17 protein-coding genes, 1 pseudogene and 1 riboswitch are annotated in these 21,579 nt (G+C 60.6%); of the genes and pseudogenes, 3 read left to right on the plus strand and 15 right to left on the minus strand.

The features are described from left to right. Positions 1-19: 19 nt before the first annotated feature. From bchN to ROSERS_RS09920, 5 genes are all read right to left on the minus strand, one after another. Positions 20-1,267, minus strand: a complete 1,248-nt coding sequence (gene bchN / locus ROSERS_RS09895; protein WP_011956645.1) for a ferredoxin:protochlorophyllide reductase (ATP-dependent) subunit N — start codon at positions 1,265-1,267, stop codon at positions 20-22. A 142-nt stretch (positions 1,268-1,409) separates the two neighbouring features. Continuing rightward, a complete protein-coding gene (locus tag ROSERS_RS09900; RefSeq protein WP_011956646.1) occupies positions 1,410-2,210 on the minus strand; it encodes a class I SAM-dependent methyltransferase in 801 nt (266 codons plus the stop codon). A 16-nt stretch (positions 2,211-2,226) separates the two neighbouring features. After that, on the minus strand, positions 2,227-3,600 hold the full coding sequence (locus ROSERS_RS09905) for a BCD family MFS transporter (RefSeq protein WP_011956647.1): 1,374 nt from the start codon (positions 3,598-3,600) through the stop codon (positions 2,227-2,229). A gap of 1,858 nt (positions 3,601-5,458) precedes the next feature. After that, positions 5,459-6,373 (minus strand): hypothetical protein, encoded by a 915-nt coding sequence (locus tag ROSERS_RS09915; RefSeq protein WP_041333431.1) that lies wholly within the window; start codon positions 6,371-6,373, stop codon positions 5,459-5,461. A 137-nt stretch (positions 6,374-6,510) separates the two neighbouring features. Then, complete coding sequence (locus tag ROSERS_RS09920) at positions 6,511-7,380, minus strand: alpha/beta fold hydrolase (RefSeq protein ID WP_011956649.1); 870 nt, start codon at positions 7,378-7,380, stop codon at positions 6,511-6,513. A gap of 133 nt (positions 7,381-7,513) precedes the next feature. Here ROSERS_RS09920 and ROSERS_RS09925 point away from each other — a divergent pair, with 133 nt between their 5' ends. Further along, on the plus strand, positions 7,514-9,217 hold the full coding sequence (locus ROSERS_RS09925; protein ID WP_011956650.1) for a DPP IV N-terminal domain-containing protein: 1,704 nt from the start codon (positions 7,514-7,516) through the stop codon (positions 9,215-9,217). Positions 9,218-9,247: 30 nt separating this feature from the next. Here the strand turns inward: ROSERS_RS09925 and ROSERS_RS09930 are convergent, their stop codons facing one another. Next, a complete protein-coding gene (locus ROSERS_RS09930) occupies positions 9,248-11,035 on the minus strand; it encodes a SulP family inorganic anion transporter (RefSeq protein ID WP_049767499.1) in 1,788 nt (595 codons plus the stop codon). Between the two features lie 322 nt (positions 11,036-11,357). On the opposite strand from ROSERS_RS09930, the gene arsB reads away from it, so the two are divergent. Then, a complete protein-coding gene (gene arsB / locus ROSERS_RS09935; RefSeq protein ID WP_011956652.1) occupies positions 11,358-12,527 on the plus strand; it encodes an ACR3 family arsenite efflux transporter in 1,170 nt (389 codons plus the stop codon). A gap of 84 nt (positions 12,528-12,611) precedes the next feature. Here the strand turns inward: arsB and ROSERS_RS09940 are convergent, their stop codons facing one another. Beyond that, entirely contained in the window at positions 12,612-13,436 is an 825-nt protein-coding gene (locus ROSERS_RS09940; RefSeq protein WP_011956653.1) for a CPBP family intramembrane glutamic endopeptidase, read from the minus strand. A gap of 29 nt (positions 13,437-13,465) precedes the next feature. Next, positions 13,466-14,029 (minus strand): hypothetical protein, encoded by a 564-nt coding sequence (locus ROSERS_RS09945; protein ID WP_011956654.1) that lies wholly within the window; start codon positions 14,027-14,029, stop codon positions 13,466-13,468. An 82-nt stretch (positions 14,030-14,111) separates the two neighbouring features. Between ROSERS_RS09945 and ROSERS_RS09950 the strand changes: the two genes are divergently transcribed. Continuing rightward, a complete protein-coding gene (locus ROSERS_RS09950; RefSeq protein ID WP_011956655.1) occupies positions 14,112-14,534 on the plus strand; it encodes a hypothetical protein in 423 nt (140 codons plus the stop codon). 63 nt (positions 14,535-14,597) lie between these two features. Here ROSERS_RS09950 and thiD read toward each other — a convergent pair whose 3' ends face one another. The 7 genes and pseudogenes from thiD to htpX form a co-directional block, all read right to left on the minus strand. Further along, complete coding sequence (gene thiD / locus ROSERS_RS09955) at positions 14,598-15,401, minus strand: bifunctional hydroxymethylpyrimidine kinase/phosphomethylpyrimidine kinase (protein ID WP_011956656.1); 804 nt, start codon at positions 15,399-15,401, stop codon at positions 14,598-14,600. A 10-nt stretch (positions 15,402-15,411) separates the two neighbouring features. Further along, a complete protein-coding gene (locus tag ROSERS_RS09960) occupies positions 15,412-16,077 on the minus strand; it encodes an energy-coupling factor transporter transmembrane component T family protein (protein ID WP_011956657.1) in 666 nt (221 codons plus the stop codon). Then, positions 16,074-17,681: pseudogene (locus ROSERS_RS09970) on the minus strand (ABC transporter ATP-binding protein). The gene ROSERS_RS09960 and the pseudogene ROSERS_RS09970 overlap by 4 nt, the downstream one beginning before the upstream one ends. Continuing rightward, positions 17,678-18,202, minus strand: coding sequence for an energy coupling factor transporter S component ThiW (gene thiW, locus ROSERS_RS09975; RefSeq protein WP_011956660.1), 525 nt, complete (start codon positions 18,200-18,202; stop codon positions 17,678-17,680). Before thiW ends, ROSERS_RS09970 begins: the two are co-directional and overlap by 4 nt. A 485-nt stretch (positions 18,203-18,687) precedes the next feature. Next, the gene (gene thiM / locus ROSERS_RS09980) at positions 18,688-19,500 is read right to left on the minus strand and encodes a hydroxyethylthiazole kinase (protein ID WP_011956661.1); all 813 of its coding nucleotides are present in this window, start codon (positions 19,498-19,500) and stop codon (positions 18,688-18,690) included. A gap of 42 nt (positions 19,501-19,542) precedes the next feature. After that, the gene (thiE, locus tag ROSERS_RS09985; protein ID WP_011956662.1) at positions 19,543-20,253 is read right to left on the minus strand and encodes a thiamine phosphate synthase; all 711 of its coding nucleotides are present in this window, start codon (positions 20,251-20,253) and stop codon (positions 19,543-19,545) included. A 67-nt stretch (positions 20,254-20,320) separates the two neighbouring features. Next, positions 20,321-20,435: riboswitch (TPP riboswitch) on the minus strand. A 221-nt stretch (positions 20,436-20,656) separates the two neighbouring features. Then, the gene (gene htpX, locus ROSERS_RS09990; protein ID WP_011956663.1) at positions 20,657-21,547 is read right to left on the minus strand and encodes a zinc metalloprotease HtpX; all 891 of its coding nucleotides are present in this window, start codon (positions 21,545-21,547) and stop codon (positions 20,657-20,659) included. Between the last annotated feature and the right edge of the window lie 32 nt (positions 21,548-21,579).

Raw genomic sequence — 21,579 nt, forward strand, 5'->3', positions numbered from 1 at the left:
TAACCTGCAACCTGCAACCCTACCGCGCCGGCATCAACCCCGCCACCCAGAGCGGATCGTCCATAAGCGGATCGAGTTGGGCGTGGCGCTTGAGCGGGCGGGTAAACATCCCGGCGAGCGTTGCTGCGCCACTCCAGCCGTGGATCGGCATAAAACTGAACTCCGTGCTCCACTTTGCCACCACGCCATGCCCGACGAGCGGGTTGGTGGTTGCCAGGTTGCTGATCACCAGGTCGGGGCGCAACTCCTGGATGTCGCGCAACTGCCGGTCGAAGTTGGGCTGCTCGACGACGCGTACGCCATCGAGCGCTTCCAGTTCGCGGGCGTGGAACTTGCGATTGATATACGGACTGCTGCATTCGAGAATGGTGCATCCCGCGTGCCTGAGAAAACGCGCCAGCGGCAATTCCATAAGGTTATCTGCGGTGAAGAACACTTTCTTGCCGCGCAACACATCGAGGTGTGGTTCAAGACGCTCCCACGCCTGCCGCTCGCGTTCGCGCAGATCGACGGCAATCCCCATCGCAGCCGCTACGTCCTCCCAGAACGCCCGCGTTCCATCAGGACCGAACGGGAACAGCGAACTGACCACAGTGGCGCCACGTTCGCGCGCCAGTCGACCGGCAACCTTCGCCAGGTATGGTTGCAGCGGCGCAACCACCGTTCCCGGACCGATCGGCGGCAGATCGTGGAAATGGCTCTCCGGCAGAAAACCAGCCACCGGAATACCAAGGCGCGCTGCCTCAGTGCGAAAATCATCGGCAATCGCATCGTTCACCGAGCCAAGAAACACCACCCGCCGGTCGTCGGGGGGAGCGACGGGGCAGAAAGGCAACAGCGCCTGCAACACCGAATCTTCCGCCTGGCTGAAGGTATAGTCGAGACCGCTGGCTGGCACGAAGAGCACCGGCAGGTTGGGGCGACTGACCGCGCGCGCCAGACCGTCGAACTCGACCTTCATCACTTCCGGCGTGCACGACGACAGCAGGAAAATCACCGAAGGATGATGATCGGCGACAATCTCATCAATGATCCGATCCAGTTCCGGCTGTTGCTTTGAAAGATCGGCTTCTTCTATCAGCGCAACGCCAAAGCGCGGACGGGCGAAGATCATGACGCCGAGCACATTCTGGAGCAGATGGGCGCAGGTATGCGTGCCAAGCACGAGGAAGAAACTGTCCTTGATCTTCTGGTACAACCATCCCACACATGTCAGACCACAGAAACTATGGTACGCGCCGTCTTCCCGAATCACTGTTGCAGGCATGGCATCACCTTTTGGTCAGGGGTCAGGGTCACGGGTCAGAGGCGCCCGCAACCCACAACCTTCAACCCCACAATCTTCAACCCCACAACCCCACAACCTTCAACCCCACAGCCCTCAACCTTCAACCCTCAACCTTCAACCCTCAACCTTCAACCTTCACCCCCCGCCGCGCCACCTGGATGACGAAGCGCCGCTCAACCATCTCCGGTTGCTGAACATCGTCGTAGACACTCTCCGCCCAGGCGCGCAACCGCTGGATCGCAGCGTGCAGGGTTGCATCGTCGAGCACCCAGGTTTCGGCGTCGGAGCGCGATTCCATCTCGTCCAGCACCTGCGCCGGACTGATCGGCGCAACCCAGGTCGCCGCCACCATCTCCGGTTCGACCGTCGCCCCCAGTTTTGTCAGCGCCTGCCCGACAGCGGCGCCCGCGCCTGGCGGACGCGAACCGGGCAACAGTTCGATCAGCGTTTCTCGCAGTTTGCTGCGCAGACGACCCACACAACTCTGCGGATCGCGCCAGTCGCGCCCCTGGATGAAGACCCCGCCGGGGCGGAGAACGCGCAGCGCCTCGGCAAGTGCGGTGCGCCAGTCGCGCGCCAGGTGGAGCACATGCACCGCCAGGGTTGCATCGAACACCCCATCGGCAAACGGGAGATGCTCAATCGTGCCCTGGAGCAACCACAGCGCCTGACCGTGATCCTTCGCACGCGCCATCCGCAGCATCTCTTCCGAGATGTCGATGCCGACGACCCGGCAACCGGCTGTGGCGACGGGCAGAGCGATGCGACCGGTGCCAACGCCAAGTTCAAGCACACGCGCATGGGTTCCTGCCACTGCCGCAATCGCTCTGCCAATCTGCTCCGCAACCTCAGGCGGATGACCGCGCACACTGTCATAATTACCGGCAATTGCATCGAATCGAATGGGCAGCACATCGGTCATCCGCACACCTCGATCATCACGCCACTGCGCCAGCTTCCATTGCGCGGGTCAGATCGGTGCGGGTCAATCCACGGAACGCCTCGACGCTGACGCCGGACAGCAGCGCAATGCCGATGACCATCAGCACCGCTTCCAGACCAAAGATCACCCCGTACCCCAGCGTCTGACCCAGCACCTGCGCCTCGATCAGCACCGTATGCAGCGCACCCGCCAGAATATTCGCCGTCGCCGTCCCAAACGCCTGCGCCATGCCCCACATGCCCATATAGAGACCTGTGGCGCCCTCGACGGTCATATCCATCATCAACGACAGCGCACCAACGTTGTAGAGACCAGTGCTGAAGCCCATGAGCATAATCGCCGGGTTGAGCAACGAACGCTGCTCAGTCAGAGCACAGGCTGCCAGCAACCCCAAACCGAACGCGGTGCCAACGCCGCCGATCAGCGCAATCACCTTCTTGCCAATCGGGAAAATGGAACTCAAGAGACCCATGATCAGCATACCGCCGAGCACGCCGCCGCCCCACGTCTGGGTGAATGTCGTCGTCTCCCTGATCGTCATATGGAAGACCTCAGCGCCGAAGACTTCCAGGATCGAGTCCTGCAGGAAGATGCCGACGATCGAGAGGAACACAAAGCCGAAGAAGGCGCGCACCTGCGGGTTCTGGCGAAACAGACCGACAGCCGCACGCAACGGATTTCCGGGAGGCGCCGCTGCGCGCGCGCGCTCAAGGGCGACTGCCAGTTCCTCGCGGCTCAGACGCTTCTCAATGCCGAGAACACCGAGCAGCGCCGAACCAATGACCACCAGCGGGGTCAGATTGTAGAGCGCCTGCATCGCTTCAGGGGTATAAGACGGCATCTGCGCCTTGATCACCGTTGCGGCGATGATCGTGCTCATAATCGTGAACGTCCACACCACCGCAATCACACCGCCGCGCGTCCTGGGATTGGTCACCTCGGCGATCAGCGCGTGGTGGCAGTCACCCATTGCCGCAATGCTGACGCCGAACAGGATCAGCAACGCATACCCCGCCACAATTGCCAGCACCGAACCCTCACCCATTGCAACCGCCACCGACGGCAGCGCCAGGAAGACCAGACTGGCGACCGTTGCGCCGATCAGCAGGTACGGCGTGCGACGCAACCCGAAGACCGGATGACTATCGGCGATCCGTCCCCACACCACCTGGAACGGCGACAGGAAGTGGTGCAGACCGATCATCGTTGTGACGATGATCGCCATCACGCCCAACTCCACAATCGACACCCGGTTGAAGTTACTGGTCAGCAGGGCGAACATCCATCCGACACCCAGTTTGGGCAGCGCCAGACGCAACACCTTGAGCGCGCCCAGCAGGAACCGACCGATTGCGCGAAGCAGATTCATACGTCGCCTCCGTCCAACATACCTTCTTCAATCTGTTCACCTTCCCCTCAGAACGATCAGCCCAGAACGATGGAAATCCACGCGTCGCACCGTAGGAAAAGTGAACATTCGACAACCGTGTAGTAATAAATCTGAACTACAAGAACGGTATCAAAATCAAAGAAACATACAAACCGTGCAAGAACGGCATGCACAGTGCAGCAAGGCAATGTATGTAGTTCAGAGTTTGTAGTCTTACTATAGCACACGTCACTGGAGTTTCAACACTATTTTCACTACGCATCACTTACATCTTCTCTGCGCAATCGCTCGAAATGTCTGTCGATATTTTGCATATGATTTGCGAAGATCCTTCAAAACCTTTGCAATCTGAGATTGCAATGATGACGTCACTGCAAAAACGCACCGCAGCGGCGCAGAGGACGCGAAGTTTCAGCAGCGAAGCACAGAACAGTTGACCGCCGGGACCGCGCGCATCGGGCGCGCACAACGCCTGTGCACCTGGCCTCTCAAGGGTAGAGTTTTTGGGAGAGATGAGCGATGTTCTGAATTCCCGTGCGCCTTTGGCCCTCTTTCCCACCAACCTCCTTCTTCCACACGAGGAGAAGGGGAGTTCGGTCATCCTGATGGCTGAAACGGGAGATGGCACGCAGGGGCTTGCCAAAAAATCTACCCCTGTGAGGTGTACCCGGCACCCAAGAGGAGCAGAACATGCGGCTTTTTCATCAAGCCAATCTCTGCGTGCTGCGTCGCAGCGGTGAGGCGACCTTCTTGCAGGAGACGCAAGAATTTATAGCAGTTTTCAGATACGCTGACCTCTGTCTGGTCCTGCCGTGTCGCGCGAGGCGCCCGCTTCTAGCGAAGTGTAGACCGAAATGATGGAGATTGAGTATTTATTCCGCTCTACCGCGCGAGCCGTGGGGCTGAAGCCCTCGGCTAGCCAGGGCGAAGCCCGTCTGCGCGGGCTATGGCAGATTATTTACTCAAAGACCATTATTTCGGTTATCGCGTGGGGTGCGTCATTCCCAGGAGTGTTCAACACGGACGGTGGCAGATGGCTTCTCTCCGACCGCCACGCACGGCGGTCACCGCATTGGGGGGGCGATTGTGACTGCGCTCGTCCGAGGAGGTTCAACCTCTATGAGAACTGCTATAAATGCTCAATCGCCATTATTCATCACGCGAGGCGCGCCATTCCAAGGAGTGTTCACTCTCGTCCAGGTGGAGGCGTTGTCATGAGTGAGCACCGGTTTTCTGCGTTCCGACGCATCTGTACCCTCATCTGCTTTCCCCCTGCCTCTCAAGGGTAGAGTTCGACGAGTGGTTTTCTGGATTCTTGTGCGCGGTTGCCCCTCTTCCCCCCGACCCCCTTCTCCCACACGGGGAGAAGGTGGAGGTTGGGCGTCCTGAAGCCCAAAACGAGCGAAGGAACGCAGGCGCCTCCAAAAAACCTATCCTTGTACGGTGCACAAGCGTCCCACCCGCCTGCCCACCCGCGGCGCGCGTTCCCCCACCGCCTGGGTGCGCGGGCGTCCCCTCTCAAAGGGAGCGTTCTTGGGCGCGATACGCGGTTTGCGGCATTCCCGTGCGCGTTTGCTCCCTCATCCCCCCGACCCCCTTCTCCCACAAGGTGAGAAGGGGGAGTTTAGGCGTCCTGATGGCTGAAACGGGAGATGGCACGCAGGGGCTTGCCAAAAAATCTACCCCTGTAAGGTATCGCCTGGGGGGGTATCGCCGAGAGGTTTACCCCGGACGGCGCACGCCAGCCCGCGCAGGCGGACTTCGCATTCCATAGCCGAGGGCTGTACCCCTGCGGCAGTTCGAGATACCGGATTTCATTCTCAATCTTCATGTTCGCTCACAGAGCATCACCAGCGTAGACGCTGCGCCCGTTTGCAGCTATCGCCTCATCGCCCGTATATGCATCATCCACCGGCGCTGGCGTCTGCCCTGTGGGTTCGGTGTACCCGCCCAGACTGAACTCATGCGCCCATGCCTGCACATCGGGCCAGTCGCGCAGCGCAAGTTCGACCACCTGATCAGGACGCCAGAGGGTGCGAAGATAGGGGAGATCGATAGTTTCGGGATGGAGACTGGTCATCGGCATGACCGTCGCGGTTTCGCCCTTGCCCCACTGCTCTTCCTGCCCCGGACCAAGGGGCAACGCCAGCTCGTAACAGTGGATGACATCGGGGTGTTTCGCGCGATCCACCAGGGTGTCTGCAATTTCGCAGACCCGCACGTGATCGACGAGCGCGGCAAGCAGTTCATCGGTCATGCGTGAGCGAACCGAGATCTGGACCAGACGCGGGTACAGCAGCCATTCGCCGCCTGTTTCATCCGTGCCGCGCCGGAGGATCTGAAGATAGCCGCGGATCGCCATCTTCGAGCGCTCACCCTCGCCTCGACCCCAGCGTAAGCCAATGCCAGCCTCGATCGTCGCAGCAACATTGCGCGCCGACAGGCTGGCAGCAACGGTCGTCGCCACCGGACCGCTGGTGAGCGGGAAGAAACGCAGACGCTCGCCAAGATTCCAGTGACGGACGATCTGCGCGGTCGCACCCTGGCGCGGATGGCGAATCTCCATCTGTGGAATGCCTGCCTGGTAGACGAATCGGTCGAATTCGTCGTCACGCCCGACTTCGGCGTACCATCCAACGTGGGAAACGAAGCGCCCGACACCCGGTGTGAGCCGCGCCTCGTTCTTGCCATTTGCCCACTGGATGGTCATTGCATCGGTGAACTGACGGATTTTGTTGCGCCCGATAGCCATGGCTGTTTCTTTCTCTGGTTTTAGTACATTTGTTCTTATTCTACACCACGGCATCACTGATGTCAATATCCGATTTTGAGCGTCGCTATGGCAGGCGGGAAGACGCTAGAGAACCCACAACCACGGCACAATATTTCCTATGGGACGGATGGGTGCGGCGCTGCCAGGAACTCTCGCACAAGATGGATGAACTCCTCTGGTCGTTCATCCTGCACCGAGAGACGCGCCTTGTCTACCACCGCAAGGCGCGCGCGGGGATTGCGCGCCAGAAAGTCATCGGCGCTGCGTAGCGGCGTCAGATCCGCCTGACGACCCCACACCAGCAGGATCGGCTGACGCAGTTGCCCGAAGGCATCACGCACATCACAGTTCAACAACCCCGTCAGAAAACAGATCGGCGCCCACTTTGCGCCTGCCTGGTACGCTGCACGGTAGAACCCTTCGATAAGTTCATCGGTCACAACGGCTGGATCGTAGTACGATTGCGCGCGCAGAAAATAGGCAATACTGGAGCGGCTCGCCAGCAGGCGAAAGACCAGATCGCCGAAGGGACTTGCAAGCGTCCTGTACGCCAGTCCGGGTTGTTGCGGATGCACGAGATTTCTCATACCCGTAGGACAGATCAGGATCAGAGGTCCGAAGAGATCGGCATCCCGTGCGGCTGCCCGGATGGTGTAGGCAGCGCCGAGCGAACTGGCGATCACCACTGCGCCCCGTCCAACTGTATCACGCACAAAATCGCCGATCAGGTCAATGTAATCGTCAGCGCAGTATATGCGCTGCGGTCGATCCGATCCACCAAATCCCAGAAAATCAAGCGCGAAGACGCGATGATCGGTGCGAAGCGCTGCGAACGGACGGCGCATTTCGAACGAGGACGCGGCTGCGTTGATGCTGTGGATCAAGAGGATTGCAGGACCGGCGCCTGCGGTGTAGCACGCGACTCGATAGCCGCGCCAGCGATAGAATTGTCGCGGGGCGTCTACCGGATAGCCGTTGTTCCTCATTGATTTCTCATTTCTCTCAACTATCTGCGGGGTATCGGGTACAGTATACTCTAAATAGCATCTGCCTGTGCATTTCTTACACAAGAGCATTTTTGCGCATCTTTGATTGAATGAACGACGTCTCTCTGTGATTATGCGGTTCGTAACCCTGGCGCTCATTGCGATCCTTGGAACTGGCATCGTCCCTGCCAAAGTGCACGCAGCGCAACAGGACGGTCAGGGGCGCATCGTCTTTGCCGCTTCCCGCGGTGATGGCGGTGCATTCGATATCTTTAGCGCCGATCTGGCTGGCGAGCGTGTGGTGAATCTCACTGCCGACCCGCATCCCGACCGCAGCCCGTCCTGGTCGCCCGCAGGAGATCGCATTGTATTCGCCAGCCGTCGCGCCAGTAACTGGGATCTCTACGTGATGCGCGCCGACGGCAGTGATCTCCGCCGCCTGACCGAACATCCCGCCTACGATGGCGAACCGGCATGGTCGCCTGATGGACGGCAGATCGCCTTTACCAGTATGCGTGATGGTCAGCTCGATATCTATACGCTCGACCTGGATAGCGGTGATCTGCGACGCATCACCAGCCATCCATCCGCCGACTCGCAGCCGACGTGGGCGCCCGATGGGCGACGACTTGCATTCACGTCGTGGCGCGACAGCAACCAGGAGATTTATATCACCGACGTAGAGGGCAGTACGATTGTCAATCTGACCAATCACCCCGCTCCTGATCACAGTCCGGCGTGGTCGCCCGATGGTCGCTTCATAGCGTTCATTTCGGATCGCGACGGCGGCGGCAACCTGCATATCGCTGATCTGGTCACCGGTGAAGAACGCCGCGCCGGTCCAGACAACCTGGGGTTGCGTGATCCGGCGTGGACGCCAGGCGGCGGGTTGATGGCGGTCGCCCCCTGGGCGCTGGGCGAGCGCCGGTTCTTTTCACGGCAGGGGGTGGCGTTGTTCACTCCTGGGTTGAGCGGCGGAACCTTCGTGGTTGCCAGTGTTCACGGGTATAACCGCCCGGCATGGAGTAATCGCGCGATTGCGCCATCACTGCCCGACGATCGCTGGCAGGACGGGCGTTCGTTCGCTGCGGCGACCGCGCCGGTCGATACCGCGTCGCTGCCGCGTGGCATGACGCCGCTTGGCGATGTGCGCGCTGGCGGTCTGCCGGTGCTTGCTGCGGCGGTCAAACCTTCATTCGATGCGCTACGCCAGGAAGTCATCGAAGCCAGCGGGTATGACTTTCTCGGACAGTTGAGCGAAGCATCGCGGGCGGTCGATTTTCAGAATGGTACGTCCTCGTTCACCAGCTGGCACAAGGCGGGACGGGCATTCGACACCCGCTGGGATTATCGTGTGAATGGCCAGCAGATCCTCTTTATTTCTCCCGAATGGCGCGCCGGACGGCTCTTCTGGCGCCTTTACCTGCGCGCGGCGCGCCAGGATGGACGTATGGGCGAACCGCTGGCAGCGCCGGTCTTCGATGCGCACAACCGCCGCCTGTTGCCGCCCCCTGCCGGGTATTTCGTCGATTTCACGGCGCTGGCCGCCGCGCATGGCTGGAACCGGATCGCCGCGCAGGAACGTGAGACCTTCGACTGGCGCACCCAACCGCTGGCGCTGGAATACTGGCATTTTGAGCGCCGCGATGGGTTGAGCTGGTACCAGGCGATGCGTCTGGTGCACGACGACCAGACGCTGGAGCGTATCTTCACCCGCGAGCGCGTGCTGGCAGCCGGCGCGCGCCCGAACTTCCTCCCGTTCCTGGGGTTGCCCTGGGCGCAATTGCCCCCGCCCGTCGCCGGACCGATCACCCTGCCGCCGGGGTATCGTCAGTGAGTGCTTCCAGGGCAGATGAGAACCCGTTCCTCACGGCGTCGGCGGACCGGTCTCCATCATCTGGCGGTCTTCCCAATCGACCCAATCCACCTCGAACGTTCTGACATACGCGCTGACCGCTTCACCGATCGTCGGGAAGAAGAGCTGCTCGCCAAACCGCGTGAATAACCCAAAGCGCTTCAGCTTATCCTTCACCGGGTCTTTCATTTCGGCGAAGCACAACTCAATACCCGCCTGACTCAGCGCATCATCCAGGTCGGCGAGCATATCGGCAGCGGTCACATCCACGCTTGTCACCGGCTCGGCGGCGACAACCACCCGCCGCACCGGTGTTGGCGACGCGGCGACGGCATCGAGCACACGGGAGCGGAAATACTCAGCGTTGGCGAAAAAGAGCGGCGCATCCCAGCGGAAGATCACCAACCCTGGAATCAACCGTGCCTGCGGGTAGCGTGTGATGTCGTGGTACCCTTTGATACCATCAACGCGCCCCAGAATTGCCGAATGAGGTCGCCAACCATCCCACAGGAACTCGATAATCGCAATTACAATCGCCAGCCCAATGCCCTGAATAACGCCGAGCAGCGCAACGCCCGCCAGACACGCCATCGACAGCCAGAACTCCCAGCGCTGAATGCGATAGATGCGACGCAGATCGGCGATCTGCACCAGACCGAGCGCCGAAACGATTACAATAGCCGCCAGGACGGCGACCGGCACGTTGTGCAACAGTGATGGCGCCAGGAGGATCAGCCCGACAATCGCGCCCGCGCCTACCATGCCGGTGACCTGGGTTCGTGCGCCAGCCGCCTCGGCGACCGGTGTTCGCGAGGCGCTGCTGGAAATCGCAAAACCCTGAAAGAAGCCGGCAGCAAGATTGGCGGCGCCCAATCCGATCAATTCCTGATTGGGATCGACCCGGTCACCCGTTTTGGCGGCATAGGCGCGTGCGAGTACGCTGGTATCGGCAAAAGCGACCAGCGCCACCGCAACGCTGCCGATCACGATCGGCGCCATACCGTCAATCCCAATCCAGGGCAGCATCGGCGCAGGCAGTCCCGGCGGAATCTCTCCCAGCACGACCACGCCTGCTCGACTGTCAAGGTCGAAAAGTGTGACCGCAAGCGTGGCGATAATCAGCGCGACCAGCATACCCGGAATCCTGGTCTGGCGTCTGAACGCAAAGATCATTGCCAGAGCGCCGGCGCCGAGCAGAAAAGCGATCCAGTTGATGCGTCCGGCGGCGATTCCCTGGATCAATGACCAGAACCGCTCGATCAGGTGATCGCCAGCGACAGAAAACCCCAGGAGTACAGGCATCTGACTCACCGCCACGGTGAGCGCGATGCCGTTCATGTAGCCGTAGCGTATCGGCTTGGAGAGCAACTCGGTCACGAAACCGAACCGCGCGACGCCAGCGCCAATGCAGATCAGACCGACTACGATTGCCATCATACCGGCGAGCGCGACCGCACGCTGCGGGTCGCCGTGTGCAAGCGGGAGCACGGTCGCGGCAATCAGCGGCGCCAGCGACGAATCCGGTCCCAACACGAGGAAGCGACTGGGTCCAAAAATCGCGTAGGCGAGCAGCGCGGCAATCGTAGCGTATAAGCCGTGTACTGCGGGCAGACCGGCAGCCTGGGCATACGCCATCCCAACCGGCACAAGCATGGTTGTCAGCACCAGCCCGGCGCTCAGGTCGTCACGCAGCCAGGCGCGGGGATAGGTGCGCAACCGGTGCAACCCCGGCGCCCACCGTTGCCATCCGCGCACCGGGAGGGGATCACCCTGAAGGTGTCGGTCGTCGGATTCAGTCATGGGAACATTATAGCGCCGGATGCCGTCATCACGTCGGATGGCGGTTTGGAACCGACCCGTCGCTCGCGGTTGGTATTCGCTCAGGTCGGCGTAGGTTTTGAGCCAAATGGAACTGACCCGTCGCTCGCGGTTGGTATAGCTGGCTGAACTCCTTCACGATGACACTTCCTTTACCGGGAATTATCAAAATCTCCCTCGTCAAACAAGTATGCGCGCTTATACTTCAACCATATGTTGAACTATTATTGCGACTGGAGCTCAGTCGCCCGCTGCCGTAAGCATAGTGATGGCGTCAGTTTGAGATAACGCACCAGGAGTTCGTATGTCACACACTTCCACAACCGTGCCGCACTCCACGCCGAGCGTCACGCGCCAGCTTTCCGCCCTGGATCGCTACCTCACCCTCTGGATTTTCCTGGCAATGGCTCTGGGAGTCGGTCTGGGCTATTTCTTGCCCGGCGTCGAGCAGTTCATCAATCGCTTCCAGGTCGGTACAACCAATATTCCGATTGCGATTGGCCTGGTATTGATGATGTATCCGCCGTTCGCCAAAGTGAAATATGAGGAACTGGGCGAGGTTTTTCGTAACACAAAGGTGCTTGGCTTATCACTGATCCAGAACTGGGTCGTCGGACCGATCCTCATGTTTGGGCTGGCAATCATCTTCCTGCGTGATTATCCCGAGTACATGGTCGGCCTGATTCTGATTGGTCTGGCACGCTGTATCGCCATGGTGATCGTTTGGAACGAACTGGCAAAAGGCGATACCGAATATGCCGCCGGGATTGTAGCGTTCAACAGCCTGTTCCAGGTCTTCTTCTACAGCATTTACGCCTGGGTGTTCATTACTGTATTGCCGCCGTTGTTTGGCATGCAGGGCAGTATCGTTCGCATCGGCATTGTTCAGATTGCTGAAAGCGTGTTTATCTACCTGGGCATCCCGATGATCGCTGGCTTCCTGACCCGCTTTATCCTGCTGCGCGCCAGGGGGCGGGAGTGGTATGAACGCGTCTTCGTGCCACGTATCAGTCCACTGACGCTGATTGCGCTACTGTTTACAATCGTGTTGATGTTCAGCCTGAAGGGTGAATTGATCGTCCAGATCCCGCTTGATGTGGTGCGCATCGCCATTCCGCTGCTGCTCTATTTTGTGCTCATGTTCCTGGTCAGCTTCTGGATAGGCTATCGTCTCGGCGCAGATTACCGCAAAACGACGACGCTCTCGTTCACTGCGGCGAGTAACAACTTCGAACTGGCGATCGCTGTTGCAGTCGCCGTCTTCGGCATCGGTTCCGGCGCAGCCTTTGCAGCGGTGATTGGTCCGCTGATTGAGGTGCCGGTGATGATCGGCCTGGTGAATGTCGCCTTCTGGTTCCAGCGGCGCTATTTCGCTCATGAAGCCCAACCAGCCGATGTCTTGTTGCAAACGACCGCCGAGGCTGGCTGTGGGTCGCCGGTGCGTGATCCAGGACAACGAACAGCGAACCGATGAGCGCACGGTTGACACTAGACACCATCAAGGTTTAATGGTATACCGGGATGCAATCTTCCCGCAGCAACCAGATCGTCCGGCGTGTTATGCGCTGGCGCGATCCCGCCGCGCCAGCCACAGAATCACGATCACCCACACGATGACCACGCTACTGATGAGCGCGTTGCCGACGCCTTCCGCGATGGGCGACGCGCTCACGAAATCGAACAGACCGTGCCACAGCGCCACCACCAGGATGCTGCGCCCGCTTCCCCGATACATCCACGAGAGTAAGATCGACCCCATCGTGATACTGATCAGATAACCAGCGAAGCCGCCGATGCCCAACGCAATGAAGTTTGCCTTGTAGAAAAAGTACGGCAGATGCCACAAGCCCCACAGCACGCCGATCATTACTGCCGCCTGCACCCAACCTCCGCCCTCCATGCGATGGAAGGCGAAGCCGCGCCAGCCGACCTCCTCACCGAAGCCATAGGTGGCAATCCACAACGCCAGCGCCGCCAGTGCGCCGATAGCGCCCAGATAATCGACCTCGCCAAACAACGCCAGATCGGGCAGAACGCCGTTACTCAGCCAGAAGACGACAATCGCCGCCACACCGAGTGCAACCGGCGTGCCGACGCCGATCAGCCACCAGCGCCAGCCAACATCAGCGCGCATGCCCCGTCGCCAGAGATCGAGCAGACCAGGGCGACCGCTGATGAGCGCAGTCACAACAATCGCTGCGACCATCGGACCGAAAGCGCTGACATAATGGAGCGCTCCTGGCACACTCAGCGCCCCCTGATAATCCGCAATCAGCAACCCGCCGATCGTCCACGAGAACGCATAGGCGATCAGGAAAAAGACGACGACAGGATACTGATGGACGAGACCCTGGCGAGGCGCTTCAGACGGATAGACCGTCATACGATGAACTCGCTTTCTTCTCGGCGCGATCAGGTGTTCGGAAGCGGTGCGGCATCGTCGTTCTTCATCGCGTCCTGTTCCGCGCTGATCGCCGCACGCAATCGTTCTTGCGCACGCCTTCGAACCGCATCGCTCTGATCGTTCAGCAGGAGGCGAAGCACATCAGTGCGGGTCGCCTCACGCGCAAGCTTCCGCCGAAAGTCTGTCGATACACGTGGATCGGCAAGCATCGTGTGAATCGCATCGAGCGGTGTGTGGGGATGGTTGCACAGGGCGCTGCCGGCTGCGAGACCGTTGTCGTTCCCGCGTCCACGGTTGAGCACTGCCGGTAAACGTTCAGCCAGCACACGCAACCCATGCGCCGGGGTGTTGGGATGCCGTGCAAGAGCGAGAGCAAGACGCTGTTCATTCCAGGATGTGATATGCTGTGGGGTAAGTGCAACAAGCACATCCGCCTCCGCATGCGGATGTTCCGCGACCGCCAATCGAACAAAATCGTACACCGAACCGGCAAGGAAGCGCAATTCTTCGGGCGAGGCTGCCGGATCACGGGCGGCGTCCAGATAGTCTTTGGGGGAGTGATAGCGTCTCATTATATCAGGAAGCAGGATAGTGATAACGATGTATCAAGTATACCATACACAGGCGAGCGAACGCCCTGTATAATTTTCGAGTATGGATAAACAGCAACACATAACCTTTGGTCAGGCGCCGCGGATCGCGCTCTGGATTGGTCTCCTGATGCTTCTGACGGGGCTGGTCATCCGCTATATCCTGGGAGAGCGCGGTGTCAACACGCTGATCCCAACCCTGCTTGGCATGCCGATCTCGATGCTAGGCTTTGTGGCGCTGGAACCAGAATACGCATCAGGCGCAATGCGCGGCGTAACGGCGCTGGCGCTGCTCGGCGTACTACTCACCTTCAATGTCGTGCCACAGCTGAACGCAGTGCTGCTCGGTCAACCGCCAACCAGCAGCGTCATCACCCTTGTGACCAACACGCTCACACTTGTGCTCTGCGGCGCCCTGCTGTGCGTCTGCCTCATCGCATTTGGCTGGGTCTGGTACAAACGGCGCGCCACCAGAACCGGCGAATAGACAGAAGAGCGGATGTGCTGCCGTTTGGTGATCTGGGATGTTCTATGACAGCGAACTGCACCCTTACCCGCGACTGACGGGCAATCCGTACACCAGATGGTTGACCGGTCCGTATCCTTTGCCGATCGCTGGCGCGTGGACGATGGCATCTTGGAGATAAGCGTGCGCCTGACGAACCGCCTGTTCGACCGGTAGACCGCGCGCGATCAGTGCGGCAATGGCAGCAGCGTAGGTGCAACCGGTGCCGTGGGTATGGTTCGTTTCCAGGCGCGGTGCGCGCAGTGTGACAAAACGCTCGCCGTCGTACAGCAGATCGACGACATCGCTCCCCGACAGGTGCCCTCCCTTCAGCAACACATACCGTGGTCCGAGTGTGTGGAGATCGCGCGCAGCATCCTGCATGTCGCGTTCGTCGGTCACCGGGCGATTCAACAGCACCGACGCTTCTGGCAGGTTCGGCGTCACTACCAGCGCCAGCGGCAATAGCCGCGCACGCAGCGTGGCGATAGCATCTTCTTCGAGCAGGCGCGCACCACTCTTCGCAACCATTACCGGATCGATCACCAGACGCTCGACCCGGTATCGCTCCAGCGTGTCGGCGACCGCCTGGATAATGGAAGCGTTCCCCAGCATGCCGGTTTTGACCGCATCGGCGCCGATGTCGTCGAGCACCGCCTCGATTTGCGCAACAACGAGTGATGGTTCGAGCATGAGCACGGCATGCACGCCGACCGTGTTTTGAGCAGTGATAGCGGTGATCGCGCTGGCGCCGTAGACCCCATGCGCCATAAATGTTTTCAAATCTGCCTGGATGCCGGCGCCGCCGCCCGAATCGGAACCGGCAATCGTCAATGCTCGCGGTATCATGTGCGCCTCCTCACAGCATCATGAGTATCATCACGAACAGGGTTGCGCCGACGAGCGCCCAGTCCTGCCAGCGCACCCGATAGTCTCCCAGTGGAGTGCGGTGCGGGCTGCCGAATCCGCGCGTTTCCAACCCTTCCGCCAGATCATCGGCAAAACGCATCACACTCAGCAGCAGCGGTGTCAGCAGCAACGGACCATTGTGCAGCAGATGCCATCCGTCGAACCGGATGCCGCGACTCGCCTGCGCATCGTATACATCACGCGCCAGTGCGCCCATCAGCGGTGTAAAGCGCAACGCTCCTTCCAGCAGAAAGGTCATCTGAGACGGAACGCCGCTTGCCAGCAACGCATCGCCCAATTCTTCGGGCGGGGTGACGCTAAAGAAGACGATGCCTGCGCTGACAAGCGCAATCAGGCGCAGCGCAGCGCCGATTGCCGCCTCGTAGCCGCCGCTCCAACCGGCAACCAGAGCGAACAGCAGGAGTGTCGGCAGCAGGATGCGCATCACCTGCAACCAGCGTCGTTCAAGTCCCAGCCCGATCAGTAATGCGCCGGTTACACCGGTGATCAGCGCGAGCCGCACGAGATCGGTTGTCAGGATGATGGTCGCCGAGCCGATCAGGTACGCCAGCGCCTTTGCGCGCGGGTCGAACCGTGATGTCGTCGAGCAATTCATACACGTGCAACAATGCGCATCGCCTTCTGCCGCAATGCTTCTTCTGCTGGAAGGCGCAAACGCGCCTGCTCGATAATTGTCGGTTGGGCGCAGATTGCCGACGGTGCGTCACAGGCAACAACACTGCCGTGATCCAGCACCGCCCAGCGGTTACAGAGGTGGTACGCCCATTCGGTATCGTGGGTGGCGATGACCACCGTCATTCCATCGCCAGCAACATCGGCGATCAGCGCCCGCAATGCCTGCCGGTTGAGCGCGTCCTGCCCCGCTGTCGGTTCGTCGAGGAGCAGGATGGATGGTCGTGATGCCAGGATTGCGGCGATTGCGACTCGACGTTGCTCACCGGCGCTCAACCGGTGCGGTGACCGGTGCAGCAGCGGTTCGAGATGGCAGCGCTCGATGACACGCGCCAGCCAGGTACGATCCAGCCGGTTCAGCGCGCGTGGTCCGGTCTCCAGTTCGTCCTGCACCGTCGGCGCGAACAGCATATGCCATGGGTGTTGCCCGACTATCCCGACATCACGCGCAATCTCCCACAGCGGTCATCGCCCGATCGGTCGCCCCTGCACGCGAACGATGCCGCGCTGTGGTCGCAGCAATCCGTTTCCCAGCCGAAGAAGTGTTGTTTTGCCGGCGCCATTTGCGCCCAGCAACCCGACGATGTCCCTGGGAGCAGCGGACAGGCGCGCTTGATGCAGTATCAGGCGGTTGCCGCGCGCAAACGATACGTCTTCCCAGATAATCGCTGGCGATACCGCCGGCGCGTTATTTTGAGACGATAAGCGGCGCGCAAGCGACGGCGCAATATCCAGCGCCTCATCGAGCGTCAGGGGTGTTGCGGCCAAACCGGCGGCGCGCGCCAGACACACCAGCGGCGGCAATTCCAGGTTCCATTGCGATACATCACACGCCAGCACCGACCGCGGCATCCCGTCCGCAACCACCTGACCTTCGTGCAACACTATCAGGCGCGTTGCCAGGTCGGCTACTTCTGCCAGGCGATGTTCGGCAACCACAATGGTCACCCCGCGCCGATGGAGCATGCGCAACGTTTCGCGCAGTCGTCCGCCGCCAGCCGCGTCGAGAAAGGCAAATGGCTCATCGAGCGCCAGCAGGCGCGGATGCAGCGCGAGCACCCCGGCAATCGCCACGCGCTGCACTTCGCCGCCCGATAGCGCGCTTACCTGGCGATCAAGCAACGGATCAATCGCCAGCAATGCCGCGACCTCATGAACACGCTCCGCAATTGTGGCACAGTCGAGACCCTGGCAGGCTGGACCAAGCGCCAGATCACGAGCGACCGTTGTCGCCAGACTCTGGGCTTCAGGGTTCTGTAATGCCAGCCCTACGCTGCGACTCAGGACGTATGGCGGCGTCGAGCGCACATCCTGCCCTGCAACCAGTGCGCGCCCGCTCAGGTCGCCACTGTAGAGATGGGGAATGAGACCGTTGAACAGGCGGCAGAGGGTGGATTTACCCGACCCGCTGGCGCCTGCCAGAATGACGAACTCTCCCTCCTCGATGGTGAGTGACACCTGATGCAGGGCAAGCGTCCCATCCCGGTACCGATAGGTCACCCCGTCACAGACAACCAGAGGGTTCATTGCGTTCCATCGGGACGTTCCAGGTAACCGGTTCGCCGCAGCGCCAGTAAGCCGAGCGCGCCCAGCACTGCGCCAACCAGTGACGAGAGCGCAAATGGAATAATGAGCGCCGTTGCACCCATCGGGCGATTCATCACATACGGCGCCACCGCCAGCGCGCCGACCAGTGCGCCGATGATGCCGGTGCCGATCACTTCGCCTGCGACCGTCAGCGGGATGTTCCGTGTCGCGCGGTAGATCAGCCCCGCGAGCAGCACGCCGAAGATGCTGCCGGGAAATGCCAGCGGCGTGCCCAGTCCCAGCGCATTGCGGATGATCGAGGTGACCAGCGCCACCGCCAGACCCCACCAGGGACCAACGAGCGCTCCGGCAAGCACATTGACCATATGCTGCACCGGAAAGACTTTTGCAATCCCGACCGGGATACTGATCGGCGACAACGCGACTGCCAGCGCCGTCAACACGATGGCATACGCCAGCCGTCGCGTCTGTCCCCGCACAATTGAGGTTGTTGCTGCCATTGCGTTTCTCCTTGTGTTAGGAGTTACAAGAACCAGGAACCGAGAACCGAGAATCAAGAACCGAGAACTGAGAACCAGGAACCAAGAACCAGGAACCGGGAGTCAGGGGTTCAAGGGCGGACAGAAAATATGTGCGATCCACCTTTCCACCGGTACCATGCAACGCGCAATGCGTTCCAAACATGCAACGTGCAACCCCCACACCCCCTCAGGGCGCGCCTTTAGTATTCAACGTGCAACATTCAACGTTCAACGTTCAACGTTCAACGTTCAACGTGCCACAACCTCCCCACCTTCAACCTTCAACGTACAACGTGCCACAACCTCCCCACCTTCAACCTTCAACGTACAACGTGCCACAACCTTCAACCTTCAACCTTCAACGTGCAACGTGCAACGTGCCACAACCTCCCCACCTTCAACCTTCAACGTGCAACCTTCAACCCTCGCGCCCCTATCGCCTCACGCCTCCCGCCTCATGACCCTCACGAACCACCTTCCACAACCCGTGCACCGTTCGCCACCTGTTCCGGCGTAAGGTTGTAGATCTGGTCGAACAGCGCAACCTTGAAACTGGCGGGACCGTGCGCCTTTTCGGCAGCCAGTTCCGCTGCCAGCCCAAACATTGCCAGCCCGCCAGCCGCTGCCAGCAGATAATCACGCTCGACCGCCGCAAACGCCGCAACCATCGTCGTTGCCATACATCCGGTGCCGGTCAGCGTTGTCAGCCAGATGTGACCATTGTTGACCGTAAGGACACGCTCGCCGTCAGTAATAATGTCGCGCGCGCCGGTCAACGCCACAACCGTGTGATACGTCTGCGCCAGACGACGGGCCGCCGTCAACGGGTCTTCCGGTCCGGATACGCTCTCTACGCCTTTCACCTCGCCGCCCTCACCGCTCAGCGCACCGATCTCGCCGCCATTGCCGCGCACCACAGCGATCCGCAACGAGCGCAGCAACTCAAGATTCGTCCTGGTGCGGAGCTGGGTTGCGCCTGCTCCCACCGGGTCGAGCACCACCGGCGTCTGGAGTTCGTTTGCGCGACGACCGGCAATCAGCATCGACTCGATCCAGTCGGGTGAAAGGGTGCCGACATTCAACACCAACGCCCCGGCATGCGCCACCATCTCGGCGACTTCTTCTGCATCATGCGCCATGACCGGCAATCCGCCAACGTGCAAGGTTACATTCGCGGTATCGTTCATGACGACCAGATTGGTAATGTGGTGGATCAACGGTCTGGTTGCGCGAATGCGAGCAAGCATGTCACCAATGCGCTGGTTGATAGGATCCATCGTGCGCCTCCTTTTGGTAGAAGCATATCGTCCTCATATCGACTACCCGGCGCGTGCACGTTCATCGAGCGCTGACGCAATGACGGCATGGAGTGCCCGCGTTGCTGCTTCAGGGTCTGGCGCGCCGATCACCGCCGAGATGACCGCCACGCCAACAGCGCCTGCCCGAATAACCGAAGCGGCATTTGCGAGGTTGATGCCGCCGATGCCCAGCACCGGCAGGTTGACCGTGCGGGCAATCTCCGCCAGCGGTTCCAGCCCGATGGGTGGTCCCGCATCCGGTTTACTCGGCGTCCCGAAAAGATCGCCGACACTGACATACGTCGCGCCAGCGTCCATCGCGCGCTGCGCCTGCTCGACCGTTGCGACCGATACGCCGAGAATGCGTTCCGGACCGATGATCCGCCGCACCATTTCCGCCGGAATATCGTCCTGACCGACATGGACGCCATCGGCATCGAGCGCCAGCGCGACATCGACACGGTCGTTGACGATGAGCGGGACTCCGGCATCGCGGGTGAGCGGAAGTAACGCCTGCCCCAGTGCAACCATGTCGCGCGCCGGCACGTCCTTGTCGCGGAGTTGAATCACATGCGCGCCACCACGCAACGCTGCACTCACAATATCCGTCAGCGCACGCTCTCCAGCTGCGCGCCGGTCGGTAATGACGTAGACAATACCTCCTCCAGATGGAAACGGTATCGGATCAGACTGGACCGACGGGAGTGGTTCGATCAGGGTGGACAGAACCATAGCGGTACCCTCCTGAAGCGCCAGAAACAAAACTGCCGCTGACCCCACCAACGTGGATCAGCGGCAGACTCTGGTCTGGACACTTCCCTACGCTGGTATGACCCAGGTCAGGTTCAAAGGGTCTGCGGCATCGATGGGGCCGCACTCTCAGCCAGGCTCGCCTGGCTCCCCCAGTGGCGCCGTTTACCGGCGCATTTTTATACAATTGTCAACAGGCAGTTAACGGTATGATACACGATGCTGCGACGGATGGCAAGATGTTTCCCAGATTAGTTGCTCGCCCGGTGAACGCCGTCCAAACGCGGTGCGGGCGGGACGCCCGCGTACCCAGCGACGCCCGCGCACCCAGCGACGCCCGCGCACCCAGCGGTGCGGGCGGGACGCTCGCGCTCCCAGGCGCGGGTTACCAGACCAGCGCGCGTCGGTGGAATGCCATCTGCTCCAACCGCGCGATGCGCTCTTCGGTTGGCGGATGCGTGCTGAAGAGACGGACGATTGCGCCGCCGTCGAGCGGGTTGATGATATACAGGTTAGCCATCGCCGGATTGGTCGCCAGCGGCAGTTGCTGCTTCCATGCCTCAATTTTGCGCAGCGCCGAAGCCAGCGCCAGCGGTTCACCGCTGATCGTCGCGCCTGCGGCATCAGCCTCAAACTCGCGTGTGCGCGAAATCGCCAGCTGGATCAACGTCGCTGCAATTGGCGCAACCAGGATGAGCAGCAATCCGCCCACCACTCCTGCAACCCCGCTATCCTCTCCCTCATCGTCGTGACGTCCAAACCCGCCAAGCAACAGCGCCCACTGCGCCATATCCGCCAGAATTGCCACGGCGCCGGCAAACGTTGCCGCAATTGTGCTGATCAACGTGTCCCGGTTCTTGATATGCCCCAACTCGTGCGCAATGACCGCAGCAACTTCGTTATCATTCAGCAGTTGCAGCAACCCGGTTGTCACTGCAACCGCGCCATGCTTTGGACTGCGCCCGGTCGCAAATGCATTTGGCGCCGCCGAGTCGATCAGATAGACGCGCGGCATCGGCAGATTGGCGCGCTGCGCCAGTTGAGCAACCATCTGGTAGAGACGCGGCGCTTCGTACCGGTCGACCTCCCGCGCGCCTGCCATGCTCAACGCCAGTTTGTCGGAAAACCAGTATGCCCCGCCGTTCATCAAGACGGCAATCAGGAAAGCAATCAGCATACCCTGCGTCCCGCCAAACCACTGGCCCGCCAGAACCAGCAGCACGGTCAGAGTCGCCAGCAGGGCTGTCGTTTTCAATGTATTCGTCAGTCTCGTCATTGCCAGATCCCCATCAGTAAAGGTTAGAAGAA

Origin of the sequence: Roseiflexus sp. RS-1 (assembly GCF_000016665.1) — a bacterium.
Lineage (GTDB): Bacteria > Chloroflexota > Chloroflexia > Chloroflexales > Roseiflexaceae > Roseiflexus.